The 23109-nt window shown below is 49.6% G+C and carries 12 protein-coding genes and 4 pseudogenes; 11 read left to right on the top strand and 5 right to left on the bottom strand.

Annotated features, from left to right (window positions below):
• The first annotated feature begins 297 nt into the window (after positions 1-297).
• From JCM16496_RS05910 to JCM16496_RS05900, 3 genes and pseudogenes are all read left to right on the top strand, one after another.
• Positions 298-984, top strand: a complete 687-nt coding sequence (locus JCM16496_RS05910) for an energy transducer TonB (protein ID WP_025833004.1) — start codon at positions 298-300, stop codon at positions 982-984.
• Between the two features lie 315 nt (positions 985-1299).
• A pseudogene (gene pdxH, locus JCM16496_RS05905) lies at positions 1300-1943 on the top strand (pyridoxamine 5'-phosphate oxidase).
• Between the two features lie 99 nt (positions 1944-2042).
• Positions 2043-3086 carry a DUF2776 family protein gene (locus JCM16496_RS05900; protein WP_025832983.1) on the top strand — a complete coding sequence of 348 codons (1044 nt, stop codon included), beginning with the start codon at positions 2043-2045 and terminating at the stop codon, positions 3084-3086.
• Here the strand turns inward: JCM16496_RS05900 and pgl are convergent.
• The 3 genes and pseudogenes from pgl to gnd all read right to left on the bottom strand — a co-directional run bounded on the left by pgl (position 2990) and on the right by gnd (position 6780).
• Positions 2990-3796: a 6-phosphogluconolactonase gene (pgl, locus tag JCM16496_RS05895; protein WP_025832981.1), complete on the bottom strand. Its 807-nt coding sequence runs from the start codon at positions 3794-3796 to the stop codon at positions 2990-2992. The two genes, JCM16496_RS05900 and pgl, sit on opposite strands and share 97 nt — an antisense overlap.
• Entirely contained in the window at positions 3793-5289 is a 1497-nt protein-coding gene (gene zwf / locus JCM16496_RS05890) for a glucose-6-phosphate dehydrogenase (protein WP_025832980.1), read from the bottom strand. The genes pgl and zwf overlap by 4 nt, the downstream gene beginning before the upstream one ends.
• Positions 5290-5305: 16 nt before the next feature.
• A pseudogene (gene gnd, locus JCM16496_RS05885) lies at positions 5306-6780 on the bottom strand (decarboxylating NADP(+)-dependent phosphogluconate dehydrogenase).
• A 128-nt stretch (positions 6781-6908) separates the two neighbouring features.
• Here gnd and JCM16496_RS05880 point away from each other — a divergent pair.
• From JCM16496_RS05880 to JCM16496_RS05850, 7 genes and pseudogenes are all read left to right on the top strand, one after another.
• On the top strand, positions 6909-8069 hold the full coding sequence (locus tag JCM16496_RS05880) for a dicarboxylate/amino acid:cation symporter (RefSeq protein WP_025832978.1): 1161 nt from the start codon (positions 6909-6911) through the stop codon (positions 8067-8069).
• A 74-nt stretch (positions 8070-8143) separates the two neighbouring features.
• Positions 8144-9220: a GDP-mannose 4,6-dehydratase gene (gene gmd / locus JCM16496_RS05875; protein WP_025832976.1), complete on the top strand. Its 1077-nt coding sequence runs from the start codon at positions 8144-8146 to the stop codon at positions 9218-9220.
• 26 nt (positions 9221-9246) lie between these two features.
• Complete coding sequence (locus tag JCM16496_RS05870) at positions 9247-10323, top strand: GDP-L-fucose synthase family protein (RefSeq protein ID WP_025832975.1); 1077 nt, start codon at positions 9247-9249, stop codon at positions 10321-10323.
• Positions 10324-10343: 20 nt separating this feature from the next.
• Positions 10344-12755, top strand: a pseudogene (locus JCM16496_RS05865) (TonB-dependent receptor).
• A 96-nt stretch (positions 12756-12851) separates the two neighbouring features.
• Positions 12852-14510 (top strand): long-chain fatty acid--CoA ligase, encoded by a 1659-nt coding sequence (locus tag JCM16496_RS05860; protein WP_025832974.1) that lies wholly within the window; start codon positions 12852-12854, stop codon positions 14508-14510.
• A 57-nt stretch (positions 14511-14567) separates the two neighbouring features.
• The gene (locus JCM16496_RS05855) at positions 14568-16115 is read left to right on the top strand and encodes a sulfatase (protein WP_025832973.1); all 1548 of its coding nucleotides are present in this window, start codon (positions 14568-14570) and stop codon (positions 16113-16115) included.
• An 8-nt stretch (positions 16116-16123) separates the two neighbouring features.
• Positions 16124-17410, top strand: a complete 1287-nt coding sequence (locus tag JCM16496_RS05850) for an LA_2272 family surface repeat-containing protein (RefSeq protein WP_025832972.1) — start codon at positions 16124-16126, stop codon at positions 17408-17410.
• Positions 17411-17526: 116 nt separating this feature from the next.
• Here JCM16496_RS05850 and JCM16496_RS05845 read toward each other — a convergent pair whose 3' ends face one another.
• Both JCM16496_RS05845 and JCM16496_RS05840 read right to left on the bottom strand, forming a co-directional pair.
• Positions 17527-19515 carry a fructose-1,6-bisphosphatase gene (locus tag JCM16496_RS05845; RefSeq protein ID WP_025832970.1) on the bottom strand — a complete coding sequence of 663 codons (1989 nt, stop codon included), beginning with the start codon at positions 19513-19515 and terminating at the stop codon, positions 17527-17529.
• A gap of 99 nt (positions 19516-19614) precedes the next feature.
• The gene (locus tag JCM16496_RS05840) at positions 19615-21285 is read right to left on the bottom strand and encodes a putative transporter (protein WP_025832968.1); all 1671 of its coding nucleotides are present in this window, start codon (positions 21283-21285) and stop codon (positions 19615-19617) included.
• 750 nt (positions 21286-22035) lie between these two features.
• Between JCM16496_RS05840 and mltG the strand changes: the two are divergent.
• Positions 22036-23071, top strand: a pseudogene (gene mltG / locus JCM16496_RS05830) (endolytic transglycosylase MltG).
• Positions 23072-23109: the final 38 nt, after the last annotated feature.

The raw sequence follows: 23109 nt of genomic DNA, 5'->3' as shown, positions 1-23109 counted from the left end.
CTCCCCCAATAGAATAGTTTAGTTAAGTCTAGTTTAGTTTTTGTGTGAAGCACTTCCTCCGTAAGCGAACGTTGGAAGTGCTTTTTACATATCAACACTATTTAATCCACAAGCAGAAAAATTATCAAAGCAAATTTAAAAAATTATATATAACTACATATCAAACACCAACATAACATTCATTTTCTTATCTTTAATACAGAAACAAGTGGGCACGCATGTTTTATGATTTTACTAATCACATCTGTATAATGTTAGTTTCGCGACAACCATTATACGGTAATAATCTTGTAAATTATGGAAATCAAGAAAACATCCAAAGCAAGCCTGGAAAACAAGAAGTCAAGTTGGCTACTTGTAGGTTATGTAATTGTGCTGGTCTTCATGTTCGTTGCATTTGAATGGTCGAAGCGTGATGTTAGGATTGACATGAGCGGTGCTATTACCGAGAACGTATTTGAGCAGGAAATTGAAATTCCTATCACGGAGCAACCCGAATTAGTAGCTCCACCACCCCCTCAAGCTCCTGCAATTGCCGAAGTATTGACAATTGTGGATGATAATGACAATGTGAAAGAAACAACCATTGCCTCTTCCGAAGAAATCGGTGAAGCTGTAATCATCAAACCCATATCTCCAACCGTAGATGAAGAGATTCCGGTAGAGGATGAGATTTTTGAAGTTGTAGAGAAGAATCCCGAGTTTTCTTATAATGGCATGAGTCTGATACAATATCTGGGTAAGAGTATAAAATACCCGACTATTGCACAAGAGACCGGAACCCAGGGGCGCGTAATAGTACAATTTGTTGTCAACAAAGACGGCAGCATCGTAGATGTAAAAGTAGTAAGAGGCGTAGATCCCTATCTGGACAAAGAAGCTATCCGTGTGATTTCCACCATGCCCAAATGGAAACCCGGTGAGCAACGAGGCAAACCGGTCCGTTGTAAATTCACAGTTCCCGTAATGTTTAAATTACAATAGCAGACATGCCAGTGTCCACTTTCCACTTGTCTTCATAAGGTAATCTCCAATATCCGAGGGTGTGTCGAAACTGGTATTCACCACAGATTACACAGATTTGCACAGATAAGCATCTTTGATTATCTGTCGATTAAGCTCATTCTGTGTTAATCCGTGTAATCTGTGGTGAATTTTGACATACCCCCATTTTTTAAGTATCAACACAGCCATTTCCTTCTTCCATATTTTTCTTTCCGCAGAAAAACAAAAACATTCAGCCCTCTCAGACTGTTACATAGAAAAACAATATATCATTCCTGATAAAACCACACGATAATGAAATCAAAACTCTTTGACATCAGAAGAGAATATAAGAAAGGCAGCTGACGCCGGGTAACCTCAACGACAATCCCTTTGAGCAATTCGACCATTGGCTGAACGATGCTATCCATAGTGATGAGTACGAGCCCACCGCCATGACAGTAGCTACAGTCTCGACAGACGGACATCCCTCTACACGCACAGTGTTGCTGAAAGGGGTGGAAAATGGCCGGTTCATTTTCTTCACCAACTACGAAAGCAGAAAAGGCCGGCAGCTGACTGCAAATCCGTATATATCCTTATCTTTCGTATGGCACAAACTGGAAAGGCAAATACACATTGAAGGAAAAGCTGAAAGATGCGCTCCTGCCGATTCTGACGCCTATTTTGCAAGCAGGCCTTACAAAAGTAAAATCGGGGCGAGGATTTCACCCCAAAGTCACGTCATCGGCAGCCGTATGGAAATAATGCGCGCGTTCGTCCGCGAAGCGGCAACATGGGTAGGGCAAAGTATCAAACGTCCCGACAACTGGGGAGGTTTTGCCGTCACCCCTTTCCGTTTTGAATTCTGGCAAGGACGGGAAAGCAGGCTACACGACCGTTTCCTCTATTCCCAACAAGCGGATGGCAGCTGGAAAAAGGAGAGGCTGGCTCCCTAAATACGGACAGACAAGCACTTCTCATCACAAATAAATCTTAAAAGGAGGAACAAAGCCGCAGAAACGCTGTTTGAAGGGGAAACTCTAAAAACAACAGTTATGAATTACGGTATCAGTATTCTTTTCAGGGCCATACCCTTGTTGATGGCCCTTTTCTGTTTCGGCTACGGAGCCTTTGTGCTCCACGAAGGACTGGACTCGGCAAAATTTGTGGCCGGTCCGGTAGTATTTTCCTTAGGGATGATTTGCATTGCCTTGTTCGCCACAGCGGCAACAATCATTAGACAAATTATTCATACCTACAATCCGGTAGCCCGATATGCACTTCCGGTTATCGGTTACCTGGCAGCCGTACTCACAGTAATCTATGGTTGGAATTATATGCACGAAGCTGCCACGGCAAGCAATTTCGTAGCAGGACACGTGATTTGCGGAGTCGGTTTCATCACAGCTTGTGTAGCTACCACAGCCACAGCCTCCACCCGCTTCACCCTCATTCCCGCCAACTCGGAACGTACCGACCAGCTACAACCTGCCGATGCATTCAATTCTTCCCAGGGATATATCCTGATAGCAGTTGCCACCCTTATGGCAGTAATGGCATGGATATGGGCCTTCTGGCTATTGTCAAAAAGCAGCGAGCACAATGCATATTATGTAGCAGGCCATGTCATGGCAGGACTTGCTTGTATCTGTTCCAGCCTGGTGGCGCTGGTTGCAACCATCGTCCGCCAGATACGCAACAACTATACAAAGGCTGAACGGAAACGGTGGCCGGCCCTTGTTTTGATAATGGGCAGCATCAGCATTCTCTGGGGACTTCTGGTCTTGACCAACAGCAATCCGGCACTCTCCTCCACAGGATATATTATGATAGGCCTGGGACTGGTATGCTACAGCATTTCCAGCAAAGTCATCCTGCTTGCCGCCATCTGGCGGAACACTTTCAAGCTGGCCAACCGCATCCCGCTGATTCCGGTCTTCACGGCCCTAACCTGTCTGTTTCTCTCCGCCTTTCTGTTTGAGATGGCAAGCCTGCACAATGCCTATTTTGTACCTGCACGTGTACTGGCTGGTTTGGGAGGCATCTGCTTTACATTATTCTCCATCGTAAGCATTCTGGAGAGCGGCACATCTAAGTAGACATTTTCCCCGCCATTGGCCTGAGCATCGAGGAACAATTCCACACGCTCGGCATGGTGGGCCACATAAGCTGCCGGACCGGTATCCCCGGAATCAAGAATATCGCGGACCACATCCGCCTTATTCTTGCCGGTAACAAAGAAAATAAGATTCTTCGCAGCAAACAAAAGGCAGCCGGTCATGGCTATGCGTCTCTGCCCATTATAGGGATTGACACTCACCTCATAAGGATGAAAGGAAGAAAGCAGATGTTCCTGCCCCGGAAAGATAGAGGAGGTATGCCCGTCGTCTCCGGCACCGAGCAAAACGACATCGAAGGCCGGGAAGCCCCCAAAAAGCGGAACCGTGCGGCAAACCAGCGTCGAATAGTTCTTGGCTTCAACCTCCGGGCGGTTCACTCCATAAATAGGGTAAACGTATTCATCGGGCATGCCCACTTCATCCAACAGCAAACGGCGCATGGTACCATAATTGCTCTCATAATCCTCTGCCGGCACACACCGCTCATCCACCCAATAAATCCGCATCCGCATCCAAGGAGTCACCTCCTTGTACTCGTTGGCCCAAATGTCAAACATCAGCGAAGGAGTACTTCCCCCGCTGAATGCAAAATAAAAGGTCTTTTCCGGCTCACGCTCCATCATCGCAATCAAATGCTCAATCAACGCATGTGCCGTAGCTGTAGCCGAATGATAAACATAACTTTTCATAACTCGCAATATTCATCTGTATTAGTCAAATTCTTACACGGATTGGTCCACTCAGCACCATGTTCGCGCATCATCGCTTCACTTTCCAAAGGTCCCCACGTACCTACGGGATACCCATACAAAGGAGCATCCGGATGCTCTTTCCAATAGCGCAACACGGGATTGAAAAAGCGCCATGAAGCCTCTACCGCGTCGCTGCGGGTAAAGAGTGTAGGGTCACCTTGTATGCAGTCCTCTATCAGACGGGCATAGGCATCGCCGGTAGGCAACCCGCCCAACTGGTCATAACTGAAGTCCATCATCACCTGCTTCACGTCAAATCCCGGTCCGGGAGTCTTCATGCCGAATTTCAGCACAATGCCTTCATTGGGTTGCAAGCGGAGAATCAGCTTATTCGCACGGGGACAATGTCCACCCTCGCAACGGAACATCTGATGGGGCGTCTCACGGAAATGCACAACAATCTCAGTCACCTTGGTCGGCATCTGCTTGCCGGTACGGATATAGAAAGGAACACCCTTCCACCGCCAGTTGTTGATACCGATTTTCATGGCAATATACGTTTCGGTACGCGAATCAGGTGCCACGTTCTTCTCTTCCCTATACCCGGCTTTCGAGCCCGAAGCCGTATATTGTCCGCGAACAATGTGTTCCTCCAAATCCTCCTCTGTCAAGGGAGCCAATGACTCATAGACCTTCACCACCTCGTTGCGGAAATTATCGGCATTGAAAACGGCAGGCGGTTCCAATGCAGTGAGTGCCACAAGCTGTATGAGGTGGTTCTGTACCATATCGCGCAGGGCCCCGGCACCTTCATAGAATCCGCCACGCCCTTCGATACCCAGATTCTCTACGGCTGTAATCTCCACATAGTCTATATAATTACGGTTCCATAGCGGTTCGAAGATTCCGTTGGCAAAACGGAAGGCGAGAATGTTCTGCGCCGTTTCCTTACCCAGAAAATGGTCGATGCGGTAAATCTGATGCTCCTTGAAAACGGAAGCATAAATGCTATTCAGCTTTCTGGCTGACTCCAAATCGTAACCGAACGGCTTTTCAACGATGATACGCGTATCAGGGCGGTTCAGACCGACCGCCTTCAAGTGCAAGGGAATGACACCGTACAAGGAAGGTGGAGTAGCCAGATAGAACAGCAGGTTGTCCGGTTTCTTCTCACCGGTAAACTCTTGCAAACGTCCGTCCAGCAGATGATAGCCTTCAACTTCGGCGGGATCCAATGTCTGGTAATGCAGATGGCTGCAAAAATCCTTCATTTTATCTTCCACCTGCTCTTTGGAAGCTACGAACTTACCCAGTTCACTCATTATATATTCTTGGTAACGGGCATCCGTATACCCGGTGCGTCCTATCCCCAGAATGGAGAATCCTTCCGGCAACCGCCCGCCACTATATAAGGTGTAGAGCGCCGGCATCAGTTTGCGCTTCGTCAAATCGCCCGAAGCGCCGAATATGACAATCACTAATTTCTTCATCATCTTCTCTCCTTTCTCACACATTGTACGTACCCGATTTTGTATCCCCTCCGTGTCCCGTCCAATTTTCATGGAAAAACTGTCCACGCAACTCGTCTGTCCTTTCAAAGGTATGCGCACCAAAGTAGTCACGTTGCGCCTGAATCATATTGGCAGGCAGCTTGGCAGACACCAGCGAATAGAAATAATTCAAGGCGGACGAGAATGCAGGCACCGGAAGTTCCTCTTTCATGGATTGTGCCACCAGATGTTTCCAGCCGGAAAGCAACAGCTGCATTTCATTTTTGAAATAAGGTGCCAACAGCAGATGTTTGGGCTTGTCTTTAGCCTCGAAAGCCGTAGCTATGTCGTTCAGGAAAATACTACGGATGATGCAGCCGCCCCGCCACATGCGGGCGATGGATGCCAAATCGAGGTTCCAGGCAAAGGCATCGGATGCACGCTGCAACACGGCGAATCCCTGAGCATATGACACTAATTTGGAAGCATAGAGTGCGGAATAGATATCCTTCACCAGCTCCGACTTGTTGTACACCGCCTGCGAGCGTCGGCATACAAATTGCTTGGAAGCCGTTTCGCGCAAGCCTTCTGTGCCGACAAACTACGTTCGAACACCGCCGTAGCAATCAGCCCCAGCGGCATGCCCAGCTCCATCGCATTGATGACAGACCACTTGCCCGTACCTTTCTGTCCGGCAGCATCCAATATCCTGTCTATCAGGTAACCTCCCGATTTGTCCTTATGACGCAGTATGTTGGCGGTAATTTCAATGAGATAGCTACGCAACTTGCCCTCATTCCAATCAGCAAAGATTTCCGCCATCTGTTCATTGTCCAGACCCAACAGATTCTTCATTACCCAATAGGCTTCGGCAATGAGCTGCATATCTCCATATTCGATACCGTTATGTATCATCTTGACGAAATGACCGGAACCGGCAGGACCAATCCACTGGCAGCACGGGGTACCGTCAGATGCTTTTGCCGCAATGCTCTGCAGGATAGGCTTCACCTCAGGCCAGGCGCTTTCAGAGCCTCCGGGCATGATAGACGCGCCGTTCAGCGCTCCTTCCTCTCCACCGGAAACTCCGGCTCCCACAAAACGGAAGCCTTTCTTTTCGGCCAATGCCACACGCCGGTTGGTGTCCTCATAATTGGAGTTGCCACCGTCAATCAGGATATCCCCTTCGGACAAATGGGGAAACAGCTGTTCCATCAGCTCATCCACCGCACTGCCGGCACGAACCATCATCATTATTTTGCGAGGTGTGGCAATGGAAGTTACAAATTCGGCTATGTCTGTATAGCCTTCAATTTTTTTCCCTTTGGCGCGGCCGTTCACAAAACGTTCCACCACCCCTTCTTCCACTCCCGGAACCGTACGATTATACACCGATACGTTCCATCCCTTATCTGCCATATTGAGAGCCAAATTCTCGCCCATCACAGCCAGACCGATAAGTCCAATGTCTGTTTTATTTAAATTCTTCATATTCATGTAAATTTTGTCTTTATATGGAAACAAAATGCTAATAGCATTTGTTCGTATGAATTACGAAAATAAAATAGTACTTTTGTCAGCGAAAACCTATTTTTCAACCAGACAGAAAACCAATGCTCATGAAGAACTTCCACATCGGACTATTGCCACGCATCATCATTGCCATAACCTTAGGTATACTTTTCGGAAATTTCCTACCGGCTTCGCTGATACGGCTGTTCGTAACGTTCAATGCCGTTTTCAGTGAATTCCTGAGCTTCTCCATCCCCCTCATCATTGTGGGACTGGTCACGATTGCCATTGCCGACATCGGCAAAGGAGCCGGACGGATGCTGGTCGTCACGGCGCTCATTGCTTACGGGGCTACCCTATTCTCCGGCTTTCTCTCCTACTTCACCGGTATGTCGGTATTTCCTTCCCTCATAGAAACCGGGGTACCGCTGGAAGAAGTCAGTGAGTCTCAAGGTATTCTTCCCTATTTTTCCGTGAGCATCCCACCATTGATGAACGTAATGACCGCACTCGTACTTGCCTTCACACTGGGGCTGGGCCTGGCTCATCTGAAAAGCGAGGTGCTGAAAAACGCGGCACGCGATTTTCAAGAGGTTATTATCCGCATGATCAGTGCAGTGATATTGCCGCTGCTTCCCATCTATATTTTCGGTATTTTCCTCAACATGACGCACAGTGGACAAGTATTCGGCATCCTGATGGTCTTTATCAAGATTATCGGCGTAATCTTCCTGCTGCACGTCTTCCTCCTGGTATTCCAATACAGCATTGCGGCACTGTTTGTCCGCAAGAACCCCCTCAAACTACTGGGACGGATGATGCCTGCCTACTTCACGGCTCTGGGCACGCAATCCAGTGCCGCCACTATCCCCGTAACGTTGGAGCAGACCCGGAAGAACGGTGTCTCTGCCGACATCGCCGGATTCGTCATCCCGCTTTGCGCCACCATCCATCTGTCGGGCAGCACGCTGAAGATTGTGGCATGCGCCCTGGCACTGATGATAATGCAAGGTATGCCCCATGACTTCCCTCTATTTGCAGGCTTCATCTTCATGCTGGGCATCACGATGGTGGCTGCTCCTGGGGTACCGGGAGGCGCCATCATGGCATCACTGGGCATCCTGCAATCCATGCTGGGCTTCGACGAGGCGGCGCAAGCACTGATGATTGCGCTATACATAGCGATGGACAGCTTCGGCACTGCCTGCAATGTTACGGGCGACGGGGCAATCGCGCTGATTATCGACAAAGTGATGGGAAAGAAATAGTTTATATTTTGCCATCTCGTGGAAAATAACGAATATTGCAGTCTGAAAATACATAATAACAAAAAACATACATTATGAAGAAAGCCCTTATCTCCGGCATTACCGGGCAGGACGGCTCGTTCCTTGCCGAATTCCTCCTGCAGAAAGGATATGAAGTACACGGCATCCTGCGTCGCTCTTCCTCCTTCAACACTGGTCGCATTGAACACCTCTACTTCGATGAATGGGTACGCGACATGAAACAGAAACGTACCATTAACCTGCATTATGGAGACATGACGGACTCAAGTTCGCTTATCCGCATCATCCAAACCGTACAGCCGGACGAAATATACAACCTTGCCGCCCAAAGCCATGTGAAGGTATCCTTCGACGTGCCCGAATATACAGCTGAAACCGATGCCGTAGGCACCCTGCGCATGCTCGAAGCCGTACGCATCCTCGGTATGGAAAAGAAGACACGCATCTACCAGGCCTCCACTTCCGAGCTCTTCGGCAAAGTGCAGGAAGTGCCGCAAAGCGAGACCACCCCGTTCTATCCCCGCAGTCCCTATGGCGTAGCCAAACAGTATGGCTTTTGGATTACAAAGAACTACCGCGAGAGCTACGGCATGTTTGCCGTAAACGGCATACTCTTCAACCACGAAAGCGAACGCCGAGGTGAGACTTTCGTAACAAGAAAAATCACACTGGCGGCTGCCCGCATCGTCCAGGGCTTCCAGGACAAGCTCTATCTGGGCAATCTGGATGCACGGCGCGACTGGGGATATGCCAAAGACTACATCGAGTGCATGTGGCTCATCCTGCAGCACGACACCCCCGAAGACTTCGTCATTGCCACCGGAGAAATGCATACCGTACGCGAATTTGCCACACTGGCATTCCGGGAGGTAGGCATCACCCTGCGCTGGGAGGGCCAGGGAGTGGATGAGAAGGGTATCGACACACAGACCGGAAAAGTCCTCGTGGAAGTCGACCCCAAATATTTCCGGCCAGCCGAAGTGGAACAATTGCTGGGCGACCCCACCAAAGCAAAAACACTGCTGGGATGGAATCCAAGGCAGACTAGTTTTGAAGAGTTGGTACGCATCATGGCAGAGCACGACATGAAATTTGTGAAGAAACTGTATTTAAGAAGCAAAGAGCTTTGAATGAACAATTAAACTTTCAGACAACAATGTTAGACAAAAATGCCAAAATATATGTAGCAGGCCACCGAGGACTGGTAGGTTCTGCCATCTGGAAAAACCTTCAGGAGAAAGGATACACCCATCTCATCGGCAAGACCCACGCAGAACTCGACTTGCTCGACGGAGTTGCCGTACGCCGCTTCTTTGACGAGGAGCAGCCTGAATATGTATTCCTTGCCGCCGCCTTTGTGGGTGGCATTATGGCCAACAGTATCTACCGTGCCGATTTCATCTACAAGAACCTGCAGATACAGCAGAACGTCATCGGCGAAAGCTTCCGCCACGGAGTGAAAAAACTTCTCTTCCTGGGCAGTACCTGCATCTATCCCCGTGATGCCGAACAGCCGATGAAGGAAGACGCACTCCTCACTTCTCCGCTGGAATACACCAACGAGCCATACGCCATCGCCAAAATAGCCGGACTGAAAATGTGCGAAAGCTTCAATCTGCAATACGGTACGAACTACATTGCCGTGATGCCCACCAACCTTTACGGTCCCAACGACAACTTCGACCTGGAACGCAGCCACGTGCTCCCCGCCATGATACGCAAGATATACCTTGCCCACTGCCTGAAACAAGGCGACTGGGATGCCGTGCGCCATGACATGAACCTGCGTCCGGTGGAAGGCATCAACGGAGACAGCAACAAGGAGGACATCCTGGACATCCTCCGGAAATACGGTATCAGCGAAGAAGAAGTGAAATTATGGGGTACCGGCACTCCCCTGCGCGAATTCCTCTGGAGCGAGGAGATGGCAGACGCCAGTGTCTTCGTCATGGAACACGTCGACTTCAAAGATACCTTCAAGCCGGGCGACAAGGACATCCGCAACTGCCACATCAATATCGGTACGGGCAAGGAAATCACTATCCGCCGGTTGGCAGAGCTGATTGTCGACACCGTAGGCTATCAAGGCAGGCTGACCTTCGACACTTCCAAACCCGACGGAACCATGCGCAAACTGACCGATCCCGGCAAGCTGCATGCATTGGGGTGGCATCATAAGATTGACATCGAGGAAGGTGTGCAACGCATGTACCGATGGTACTTGGGAAAGTAATTAGTGACGTCTGATTAGCCATGAATGCCATACGGTACAAGGTGGGAGCTGTATTGTTTATATTGCTGATACTTTTATCAGGCATCAGCAACCGTGAATGCCATGATGGCTCCCGTGACCTATTCCGTTCGCGGCAAAGTCATCGACAGACAGTCCAGACAACCCGTGGCCTACGCCAACGTTTTCGTTGCCGGCATCCCCGGGAAAGGGGCTTCCACCGATTCACTCGGCACATTCAAAATAGAACAGGTGCCTCCGGGCATTTATAGCCTTGAGGCATCCTGCATAGGATACCAGACTGTTTCCACCCCCGAATATATCGTTTCAGCCTCAACTCCGTTCATTGAGATAGAGATGGAAGAGGATGCCAATCTGCTGAACACAGTAGTGGTGGTGCCTTCCCCCTTCCGGCGAAGTATCGAAAGCCCGGTCAGCATGCGTATCATCGGCCTGCAGGAAATAGAGAAAAGTCCCGGAGCCAACCGGGATGCCTCGCGCATCGTACGCTCCTATCCCGGTGTATCTTTCTCTCCCATCGGCTATCGAAACGACTTGATTGTCCGGGGCGGTTCTCCTTCCGAAAACCGTTTTTATATGGATGGCATCGAAATTCCCAACATCAACCACTTTGCCACTCAGGGTGCATCCGGAGGACCGGTAAGCATTGTCAACGCCGACCTGATACGCGAGATTACATTTTATACGGGCGCCTTCCCCGCCAACCGCTCCGGAGCCTTGAGTTCCGTCCTCGACTTCCGCCTCAAGGACGGCAATCCGGACAAGCAGGCGTTCAAAGCCACCATCGGCGCATCGGAAGTCTCGCTCAGCGGAGCAGGACACCTGGGACAACGCACCACTTATCTGTTCTCTGCACGCCAGTCCTACCTGCAACTTTTGTTCAAAGCTTTGGGACTGCCCTTCCTGCCCAACTTCATTGACGGACAATTCAAGACAAGAACCCGTTTCAACGAGCACAGCGAGCTGACCCTGCTTGGTCTCGTAGGCATTGACAAGATGAAACTGAATACCGATGAGAAAGGAGAAGATGCCGAATATCTGCTCAGCTATCTCCCCACTATCCATCAGGAAACATTCACTCTCGGAGCCTCTTACAGACACTACAATGGAAGGCACGTGCAGTCCCTTATACTGAGCCATAACTACCTGAACAACAGCAATCTGAAATACCGCAACAACGATGACTCTTCCGAAGACAACCTGACCCTGCGCCTACGCTCCACAGAACAAAAGACCACCCTGCGTTTTGAAAACCAGACGCGCTTGGGAGCATGGACCCTAAAAGAAGGAGCAGAACTGAACAACTCCATCTATACAAACCATAGCCGGCAAAGACTATACGGCAGTCATTCGGGTATGCTTTCCATCTACGAAACCTCACTCAACATCTTCGGCTGGGGGGCTTTCTTCTCTTCCGACTATACCACCGCCGACAAGCGTCTGGCCCTTTCTGCCGGTATCCGTATGGACGGCAACACTTACAACCGAAAGATGCGGCAGCTATGGAAACAGTTCTCCCCACGCCTCTCTGCATCCTACAAACTCTCGGAACAATGGACCTGAGCGGAAGTACCGGTCTCTACCACCAATTGCCTCCCTACACCGCTTTGGGATATAAAGACAATGAAGGGCAATATCTCAACAAAGGCCTGAAGTACATGCAGGTTTTTGAAAGCAGCCTCGGTCTGGACTGGCACCTGCAAGACCGGTTCATGGTTTCTGCAGAAGGTTTCTTCAAGCGTTACAGCCGTATGCCACTTTCCCTCCAAGACAACATTCCGTTGGCATGCAAAGGAAACGATTACGGTGTCACCGGCAACGAAGCACTCGTCCCTACAGCCAGCGGCAGGGCCTACGGACTGGAAACCATGTTCCGCTGGCAGGCATCCGGCAAGTTCAATCTCGTATCCTCCTTCACCTTATACCGCAGCGAATACCGCAACCGTTCAAATGGAGACTTCATTCCATCCGCCTGGGACAACCGTTTCATACTCAACATGAGCGGTACATACAACCTGCCCCGGCGCTGGAGCATAGGAGGCAAGCTAAGCTATATAGGCGGCAGCCCCTACACTCCCTATGATGAAGACAAATCATCACTCGTAGAAGCATGGGATGCCAAAGGACAGCCCTACTACGACTATGCGTACTACAATACCGGGCGGCTTCCCAACTTTGCCCAGTTAGACTTGCGTGTGGACAAATCCTTCTACTTCCATCACTGCATGATAGGAATCTACCTGGACATACAGAATATCACCGGCAACAAACTGAAGCAACCGGATGTGATAATGAGTACGGGCATCATCGAAAATCCGTCTGCTCCCGTTGCCGAACAGCACTATAAAATGAAACACCTCAAGCAGGAAAGCGGCACTATCCTGCCTACTTTAGGTATAACTATCGAGTTTTAACAAATAGCCGCCATAAAAACTATTTTCCCTATAAAAGTTTGCTTTCTATATATAAACCCTTATATTTGCACAATTTTCAACCAAATGTGCAATATCATGGAACAAAGTTTTATCGCCTATATAGAGAATAGCATAAAGGAAAACTGGGATTTAGACGCTCTGACCGACTACAAGGGAGCAACCCTACAATATAAGGACGTAGCCCGCAAAATAGAAAAGCTGCATATCATTTTTGAGGCAAGCGGCATCAAGAAAGGCGATAAGATTGCCGTCTGTGGCCGCAACAGTTCCCATTGGGGCGTAACGTTCCTCGCAACACTGACCTACGGTGCGGTAATCGTCCCCATCCTTCACGAGTTCAAGGCAGACAACGTACACAACATCGTGAACCATTCCGAAGCCAAACTGCTTTTCGTAGGCGACCAGGTGTGGGAAAACCTCAACGAAAGCGCCATGCCGCTGCTGGAGGGCATCATGATGATGGCAGACTTCTACATTCTTGTCTCCCGCAGCGAAAAGCTGGACTATGCCCGCGAACATCTCAACGAAATGTTCGGTAAGAAATTCCCCAAGAACTTCCGCAAGGAACATGTCAGTTATCACAAGGACCAGCCCGACGAACTGGCGGTCATCAACTATACATCCGGCACCACCAGTTACTCCAAAGGAGTGATGCTGCCCTACCGCAGCCTTTGGTCAAACACCACTTTCGCTTTCGAAGTATTGCCGCTGAAAGCCGGTGACAAGATTGTCTCCATGCTGCCAATGGCACACATGTACGGACTTGCATTCGAGTTTCTGTATGAATTCGCCGTAGGTTGCCACATCTTTTTCCTCACCCGCATGCCCAGCCCCAAAGTCATTTTCCAGGCTTTCACCGAAGTGAAGCCTAACCTGATTGTGGCTGTTCCGCTCATTATCGAGAAGATTATAAAGAAGAGTGTACTGCCTAAGCTGGAAACTACTGCCATGAAGCTGTTGCTGAAAGTACCCATCATCAACGACAAAATAAAAGCGACCGTACGCGAACAAATGATTCAAGCCTTTGGCGGTAACTTTGCAGAAATCATTGTAGGAGGAGCTGCCTTCAACCAGGAAGTGGAGCAGTTCTTAAAGATGATAGATTTCCCCTATACGGTAGGCTATGGAATGACGGAATGCGGCCCCATCATCTGTTACGAGGATTGGACCCGCTTCAAACCCGGTTCTTGCGGAAAGGCCGCACCGCGTATGGAGGTGAAAATCCTGTCATCCGATCCCGAAAACATTCCGGGAGAGATTGTCTGCCGTGGTCCCAATGTCATGCTGGGTTACTACAAGAACGAAGAAGCCACCGTGCAGGTACTCGACAAAGACGGCTGGCTGCGCACCGGAGACCTTGCCTTGATGGATGCCGAAGGCAACGTAAGCATCAAGGGACGCAGCAAGAACATGCTCCTTGGTCCGAGCGGTCAGAATATATACCCGGAAGAGATAGAAGACAAACTGAACAATATGCCGTATGTAGCCGAAAGCATCATCGTGCAGCAGAACGAAAAACTGGTAGGTCTGGTTTACCCCGACTTCGATGACGCCTTTGCCCATGGGTTGAACAATGACGACATCGAACGCGTCATGGAGGAAAACCGTGTGGCTCTGAATGCAGAACTGCCCGCATACAGCCAGATATTCAAGATGAAAATCTATCCTGAAGAATTTGAAAAAACGCCGAAGAAATCCATCAAGCGCTTCTTGTATCAGGAGGCCAAAGGATAATGTAAAAAAAAACAATTAAACTACAACCTATCTAACCCTTTCTAAATTATTATCTAAATGAGAAACGAATTATTATTATCCGCCATGCTTCCGATATGCGGAATGGCGGGAGAAGCGTATGGCATGCCGCCTGGGGATGCCGTACCAGCTCCAAAAGAGCAGCCAAACATCATTCTGTTCTTAGTGGATGACATGGGATGGCAAGACACGTCCCTCCCCTTTTGGACACAGCGTACCAAGTACAACGATACGTACCATACTCCCAATATGGAACGGATGGCCACACAAGGCAAAATGTTTACGCAAGCCTATGCATGCAGCATCAGTTCACCTACACGTGTCAGCCTTTTTACGGGAATGAATGCTGCCAGGCATCGAGTCACCAGTTGGACCCTCCGTAAGAACACTACCCATGAACAACCCGACTCGGTCATGATTTATCCGGAATGGAACGTTAACGGCATTTGTCAAGAGCCTGGCGTGGAACGGACCACACAAGTCACCTCCCTGGCCGAAGTGCTCAAAGACCATGGCTATCACACTATTCATTGCGGAAAAGCCCACTTCGGTGCTGAAGGCACTCCCGGAGCCGACCCGTTGAAAATGGGGTTTGAAGTGAACATAGCCGGACATGCCGCCGGTTCACCTGCCAGCTACTATGGCAAGGAGAATTTCGGCAACCAAACAGACGGTAAAAGCCCGCTGGCTGCCGTACCCGGTCTGGAGAAATATCATGGAACCGATACTTTCCTAAGTGAAGCCCTTACCATAGAGGCTATGAAGGCACTGGACGATGCACAGCAGACTGACAAGCCATTCTTTCTGTATATGGCACACTATGCCATCCATACCCCTATACAACCTGACATGCGTTTTTACCAGAAGTACCTGGACAAAGGCCTTCCTCCGGTAGAAGCCGCCTATGCCACTCTCATTGAGGGTATGGACAAAAGTCTGGGAGACATCATGGACTATCTGGACAAGAACAACCTGACGGAAAACACTATCCTCATCTTCATGTCCGACAATGGCGGTTTGGCAGCCCATACCCGCGCCGGGCAATTGCATATCCAGAACTATCCGCTCAACAGTGGTAAAGGCTCCGCCTACGAAGGAGGCATACGTGAACCGATGATTGTCCGCTGGCCGGGCATCGTAGCACCCCAAACCCAATGCGACCATTACCTGATGATAGAGGACTTCTTCCCCACCATCCTTGAGATGGCAGGCGTAGACAACTATACAACCGTACAGCAACGCGACGGCATCAGTTTTATGCCACTACTCACCGGAAAAGGTGAAATGAAAGACCGTGATATCTACTGGCATTATCCCAATAGCTGGGGTCCTTCCGGTCCGGGCATCGGAGCCACTTGCTCCATCCGTTCGGGCGAGTGGAAGCTGGTGTATTATTTCGGTGACGGTAGACGGGAACTTTTCAATATCCCCGCCGACATCAGTGAAAAACATGATATGGCCCGAGAAAAGCCTGAAGTTGTCAAAGAGTTGTCACGGAAATTAAGTAATTACCTCCGGTCTGTGGATGCGCAGCGCCCTCTATTACGTGCCACCCGCCAACCAGCTCCCTGGCCGGACGAAATATAGAAAAAAATATGAAACGAAACCTTTCACTCCTCCTTGTGTCCCTGCTTTTTGCAGGGACAGCTCTTGCCCAAGAACATAATCCAGGCAGCATACAGCCGGACACGATTCAGAAATCTTCCGAAAATACTTTCCGGAAACAACGCTCTCCACGAACAGACCATGGCCCGGTAGGCATCAATATCTCCTTATGGAAAAACATCTCCACACAGCGGACTGATACCGTAGGAAGCACCTGTTTCAATCTGGGGGTGTTCTCCTCCATGAACCGTCTGAATGGCCTCGGCATGAATATTCTTGGTAGTGCAACCGGCAGGGATGTGAACGGTGTACAGATGGCAGGGCTGTCAAATATGGTGGGGGGAAGCATGCGAGGCATGCAGATAGCAGGAATTACCAACATCAATGGCAACAACCTTACCGGAGTATCCGTTTCGGGACTGGTAGGTATCACCGGAAACCATGCGCAAGGCGTCATCATTTCCGGTCTGGCAAACATCAGTGGCGACTATAACCGTGGCGCCTCCATAGGCGGTTTGTTGAATATCAGCGGAGAAGGAGCTTCCGGCATACACTTTGCCGGACTCGCCAATATTTCCGGTGGAAATTTCAAAGGTTTCTCAGGTGCCGGCTTGCTAAGTGTGGTCGGTGAAGACTTGAATGGCATGCAGATGTCTGCCCTTGCCAACATCACTGCCGGAGATATGACCGGTGTCCAGGTTTCCGGCCTTGGCAATGTGGTGGGCGGCACAGCCCGAGGATTACAAATAGGCGCTGCCAATATGGCTGTATGTGCCAAAGGGCTTCAGATAGGCCTGTTCAACTACTACAAAGAAAAATTAGATGGTTTCCAGTTGGGATTAGTCAATGCCAATCCCCAAACAAAAGTCCAACTGATGTTTTTCGGTGGTAATGCCACCAAGCTGAATGTAGGTGCCCGTTTCAAGAACCGGCTCTTCTATACCATCCTCGGTGGCGGTACCCACTATCTGGATTTTGGCGACAAGTTTTCTGCTGCCCTCTTCTACCGTGCCGGCCTTGAACTTCCGCTCTACAAACAGCTGTTCATCAGCGGAGACTTAGGATACCAACATATAGAAACCTTCAAGAACAAGGACTACGGTATTCCGGCACGCCTCTATGCCCTACAGGCACGTGTCAATCTGGAATACCACTTGACCGACCGCTTCGGCGTATTCCTCACCGGCGGTTATGGCGGCAGCCGCTACTACAACCGGGCGGCGACTTTCGACAAAGGAGTGATTGTGGAAGGAGGGGTGACGATACTGAAATTATAAGGAGAAGGGGAAAGGAGAAAGGATTAAGTATTAGGGGTAAACGATGAACAGCAAGCCCTCATTCCTAATCCTTAATCCTTTATCCCTAATCCTTTATCCCTAATCCTTTCCCTAAATTACTGCTTTTCCTTAATCAGCCCCGTCCTATACGCCACCAGCAGTTTCATCAAATCCTGAATCTGCGTAACGAGTTCACTTCCTTTGTCCGTATCCTTCACCATCATGCGCTGCGAATTGAATTCGACAACCAGTGTGGTAGACTTGATGTCCTGCCCCTCTTCAATAGCTTTCTGGCGACTTTGGAAAGGTTCGTGCTGCACCAGTTGCAAGCCGTGGGAATGATATACCAGCGTATATCCCGCAATTCCCGTTTCCGGCTGATAGGCTTTTGAAAAACCGCCGTCAATCACCAGCAGCTTACCATCCGCTTTGATGGGTTTCTCGCCTTTAATGGTCTTCACCGGCACATGCCCGTTGATGATGTGCGAGTGCGGTCCCGGCTTCACGCCGAACTCTTCAAGAATGCGGTCGCACACTTCCGCCTCATTGCGCAAGGTGTAGTAATGCCCTTTCGTCTCTTTGTGCAAATCCTTGTCGGCCACAAAATATCGTTCAAAGGTAGCCATCTTGTCTTTATCGAAGGAAGGGGCATCCGGTCCGCACCACATGTACCATACATAATCCAGTGCAAACTGCTTCTCTTCCGAACCGTCCTCGTCAAAGTAAGCGGTACGTATCAGTTGGTCGGTCTTTTGCAGCAACTTGTGCCCCCAGTATTCCTTTCGACCGATGCGGACATGTTTGAAACTGCCATCCGCATTCAGAGGCACGGAAGCATGATAAAGCAGGTTACTGTTGCACACCAGATACATGCCGCCATACGTAAACAGGCAGCGCATGTGCTTCTTCATCTTCTCGCTGTTCATGAAAGAAGAATGAATCCGGTGCATCAATTCACGCTCTTCGTCCGACAGACGATACGGGTCCGCCGGGTCTATGGTGGGGAAATTCACATCGCGCAACGGATATTCCTTGCCTTCGTATACAAACACGCCACGCTCGAAATCCACCAGATGCAGCAGTTTCCGGTTCTCCATACCGAACTCGGGACGGCGGCTGATGATTTCCGCTTCCAGCTTCAACTGGATAACCGTAATCGCCTTGTGCATCTGGGTAATCAGCCGCAAGGTCTTCTCATTGTATTCTGCATCGGCAAAGTTCATTTTCGGCGCAAAAATGGTGCAAGGATCATCCGCATAGGTATCCATGGCAAACGTGGCAAGCGGCAACAGATTGATGCCATAACCATCCTCCAGCGTTGCCAGGTTGGCATAGCGCATCGACATACGGATTACGTTGGCTATGCAGGCATCATTGCCCGACGCGGCACCCATCCACAGAATATCGTGGTTGCCCCATTGGATGTCGAAATTATGATAATCGCAGAGGGTGTCCATGATGATATGCGCACCCGGCCCGCGGTCGTATATATCGCCCACGATATGCAGCGAGTCGATGGTCAGACGCTGGATAAGGTTGCACATCGCCACAATAAAGTCGTCCGCACGCTTCGTAGAGATGATGGTACTGATAATGACATTGATATAGGCATGCTTGTTGGGTTCGATGCTCGATTCGTGCAACAGTTCCTGGATGATATACGAAAACTCTGCCGGAAGCGCCTTGCGTACTTTCGAACGGGTATATTTGGACGAAACGTTCTGGCATACTTTTACCAACTGGTTCAGTGTTATCAGATACCAGTCGTCCAGGTCCGTTTCCTGCTCTTTGATAAGTTGCAGCTTCTCTTCCGGATAATAAATCAGCGTACAGATTTCCTTCTTCTCACTTTCGCGCAGTGTATGCCCGAAGATTTCGTTCACCTTACGTTTCACTGCCCCCGACGCATTCTTCAGCACATGCTGAAAAGCCTCATACTCGCCATGAATATCCGTCAGAAAATGCTCCGTCCCTTTCGGCAGATTCAGAATGGCTTCCAGATTGATGATTTCCGTACTGGCATCGGCAATGGTAGGAAAACTGCGTGATAATAATTGCAAATAACGCAAGTCATTGACAATACTTTCCGGAGTTATATTTCCCATAATCTTTTATTAATTGACAATTGGCAATTGATAATTGACAATTGGTAGTTGATAATTTCCTTTACTCTTTATTTTTCATTTTCAATTTTCCATTCTCCATTATCCATTAATGAAGAACATGAGCAGCACCTGGGCTATGATTACCCGCAGGAACATGCACAGCGGATAAACCGTGGCGTATGCCACAGACGGATTGTCTCCCGGGATGGTGTCGTTGGCGTAGTTCAGTGCCATGGGGTTTGCCATGCTTCCGCACAGCATACCCGCCATTGTTCCGAAATCTATCTTCAGCCACTTGAAGGTGACGATGCCCATAATCAACACCGGAACCACAGTCAACGCAAAACCTGTGGCAATCCACAACAGTCCTTCCGGCCGGAATACCGTATCGAAGAAACGGGCACCCGCATCCAGTCCCAGGCAAGCCAGGTAAAGAGACAATCCCAATGCACGGAGCATCAGGTTCGCACTGCGCGTAGTATAAGTCACCATGTGCATTCTCGGGCCGAATGTTCCGATAAGAATACCTACGATGATAGGCCCTCCTGCCAATCCGAGCCGCACGGGAGCGCTGATGCCGGGAATGGAAATAGGAATTGCCCCCAAAGCCAGACCGATGACAATGCCGATAAATACCGCCACCAGGTTCGGTTCCTTCAGGCTTTTCACAGCATTGCCCAGCACCTTCTCCACATTTTGTATGGCAGCGGCTTCGCCCACTACGGTCAGGCGGTCACCCAATTGCAAGGTCAGTCCCGCCGTGGCCAGCAGCTGCACGCCGCTACGATAGACCCGGCTGATATTGATGCCGTAATGATTGCGCAGATGGAGAGAGCCCAGCTTCTTGCCGTTCAGCTCCGGACGCGTCACCACGATACGTTGCGAAATCAACTGGCTGTCTATGGCATTCCAGTCTATATCTTCCTTGTTCCAGTCGGTATGCTCCTGCTCGCCGAAAAGCACGGTCAGGGCCGGCGTATTTTTCTCCGAGGTAATCACCAGCAGGCGGTCACCTTCCTTTATAATCTTTTCCGAGGTGGGGATGCTGACATTCCCATCCCGCCACAAGCGGGAAATCACGAACTTCGGATAACTGTTCAGCCCGCCAATTTCCTTGATACTCTTGTTGAAGATGGCAGGATTGTGCACCTGGAACGCAACGATGTAAGGCTTGTTCAAGTCATCCTTCTCTTTCAGTTCCAGGTCTTCCTTATGTGCCAGCGTCTTGCGGATGAACAATACGGCCAGAATGACCCCTACCACCCCCAACGGATATGCCACCGCACATCCCAAAGCAGGGGTACTGGACTCCAGTCCCATCTGTTTCAATGTCTGCTGTGCCGCACCGAGTGCCGGTGTGTTTGTCGTGGCACCGCAAAGTATGCCCACCATATCCGGCAGGGATATTCCCAATCCATAGCTTCCCAGTACGGTCAGCAGGGTGCCGATGAGCACTACACCCGTGGCGAGCATATTCAGTTGTACCCCTCCCTTACGGAAAGAGCTGAAAAAGCCCGGTCCCACCTGCAGGCCCAAAGCATACACAAATATCACCAGCCCGAAGCTTTCCGCATAATTCAGCATCTGCGGGTCTATGGACAACCCGAAATGCCCGGCAATGATGCCGGCAAAGAATACAAACGTCACTCCCAATGAAATGCCGCATACATGTATCTTCCCCAATCCCAGTCCGATAGCGGAAATCAGTGAGAGTACCACCACCGCCTGCAAGGCGGAGTGTTCAACGAATAAACTATATAGCCAGTCCAATGTACATTCTATTTTTACTGTTTCAAGTTGCAAAGATAGTGCAAACCGAGAGTAGAATAAAATGAACGAGTTCATTTTTTATCCCGAGGCGCAGCCTATCTTAGATTTCAGGGCAAAGATAGTGCAAAAATTCGATTTCAGTAAAGGGGGCACGAAAGAGAAAGGACTTAAAGACAAAAGGCACTGCAAAACCACTGCATCTGTTTTGCAGTGACACTGCACTCCTTTTGCAGTGCTACTGCAACACCTTTGCAGTGACGCTGCAACACCTTTGCAGTAGCGCTGCAATATAGATGCAGCATCTCTGCAGTGGCGCTGCAAAAGGAGTATAATATTATGCAGTTACGCTGCAAAAGGAGTGTAATATTATGCAGTTACGCTGCAAAGGCTGTGGAGTGCCTTTGCGGCGGTTATTTGTAAGACCGGGGAACAATCTGTCGACTCCCGTCCATGGGAGCTATGCAGGTTATAGCAGAACAGAAATGAAAGACCCGTGTGATGGCACATCGTAAATACTTGACTCGACCTGATAGAAATTTAGCCAGTTTTAATACCTTTGCAACCTGAACCCAATTATAATCAAACAGAAATGACTTACGAAGAAAAGTGGTGAAACAGAGAGCAACCTCCCCGGAGGAGGAGAAGTAAGTTACTCCGCATTTTTCGCAAATCATTTCTGTTCTACTATAACAGCAAGTAACGGTATAATAGCCGGACGAGGAAGAAGTACGAAAGTTGCAGCAAAACAAAATGGAAAAGAAAAAGAAGAAAATCATTATCGGAACATTCGTCGCACTGATTCTTATTGGAGCAGCTTGTGCAGGAACGGTATACTACTATCTGTTCGCCCCGCAATTCCATCCGCAAAAGACAGTCTATATCTATATAGACCGCGACGACACCGCCGACTCCATATATAATAAGGTGAAACGACAAGGCCATCCCCGAAGCTTCAACGGCTTCCGCTGGATGGCGAAATATCGGGAATATCCGCAAAACATACACACCGGACGCTACGCCATCCGCCCGGGGGAAAACATATATCACGTATTCAGCCGTCTGTACCGCGGATATCAAGAACCTACGAACCTCACCGTCGGCAGCGTACGCACACTGGACCGGCTGGCACGCAGCGTAGGCAAACAGCTCATGATAGACTCCGCCGAAATAGCCGGACTGATGAACGACTCCGCATTCCAACAAAAACTGGGATACACCAAAGAGACCCTGCCCTGCCTCTTCATCCCCGAAACCTACCAAGTCTATTGGGACATGAGTGCAGAAGAGTTCTTCGAAAGAATGCAGAAAGAGCACCGGAAATTCTGGAACCGGGAACGCCTGGACAAAGCCACCGCCATCGGAATGACCCCGACGGAAGTCTGCACCCTCGCCTCCATCGTCGAAGAAGAGACAAACAACAATCCCGAAAAACCGATGGTAGCAGCTCTACATCAACCGCCTGCACACCGGCATGCCCCTGCAAGCCGACCCTACCATCAAATTTGCCTTGCAGGACTTCGGGCTGCGGAGAATAACCAATGCCCATCTGGCGGTAAAGTCGCCCTACAATACCTATCTCAACACCGGACTACCTCCCGGCCCCATACGCATCCCCTCACCCATCGGGCTGGATGCTGTGCTGAATTATACGAAACACAACTACCTATACATGTGTGCCAAAGAGGACTTCTCAGGCACCCATAACTTTGCATCCAATTATGCCGAGCACATGAAAAATGCAAGAAAATATTGGAATGCATTAAACGAAAGAAAGATTTTTAAGTAATCTGCTGATAAAATAAAAGCAAAACCCTATATTTGCGT

The sequence above is a fragment of the Bacteroides rodentium JCM 16496 genome, from assembly GCF_000614125.1.
GTDB classification, from domain to species: Bacteria; Bacteroidota; Bacteroidia; order Bacteroidales; family Bacteroidaceae; genus Bacteroides; species Bacteroides rodentium.
The sequence above is the reverse complement of the archived record's forward strand: the minus strand, read 5'-3'. Positions and strand labels throughout refer to the sequence as shown.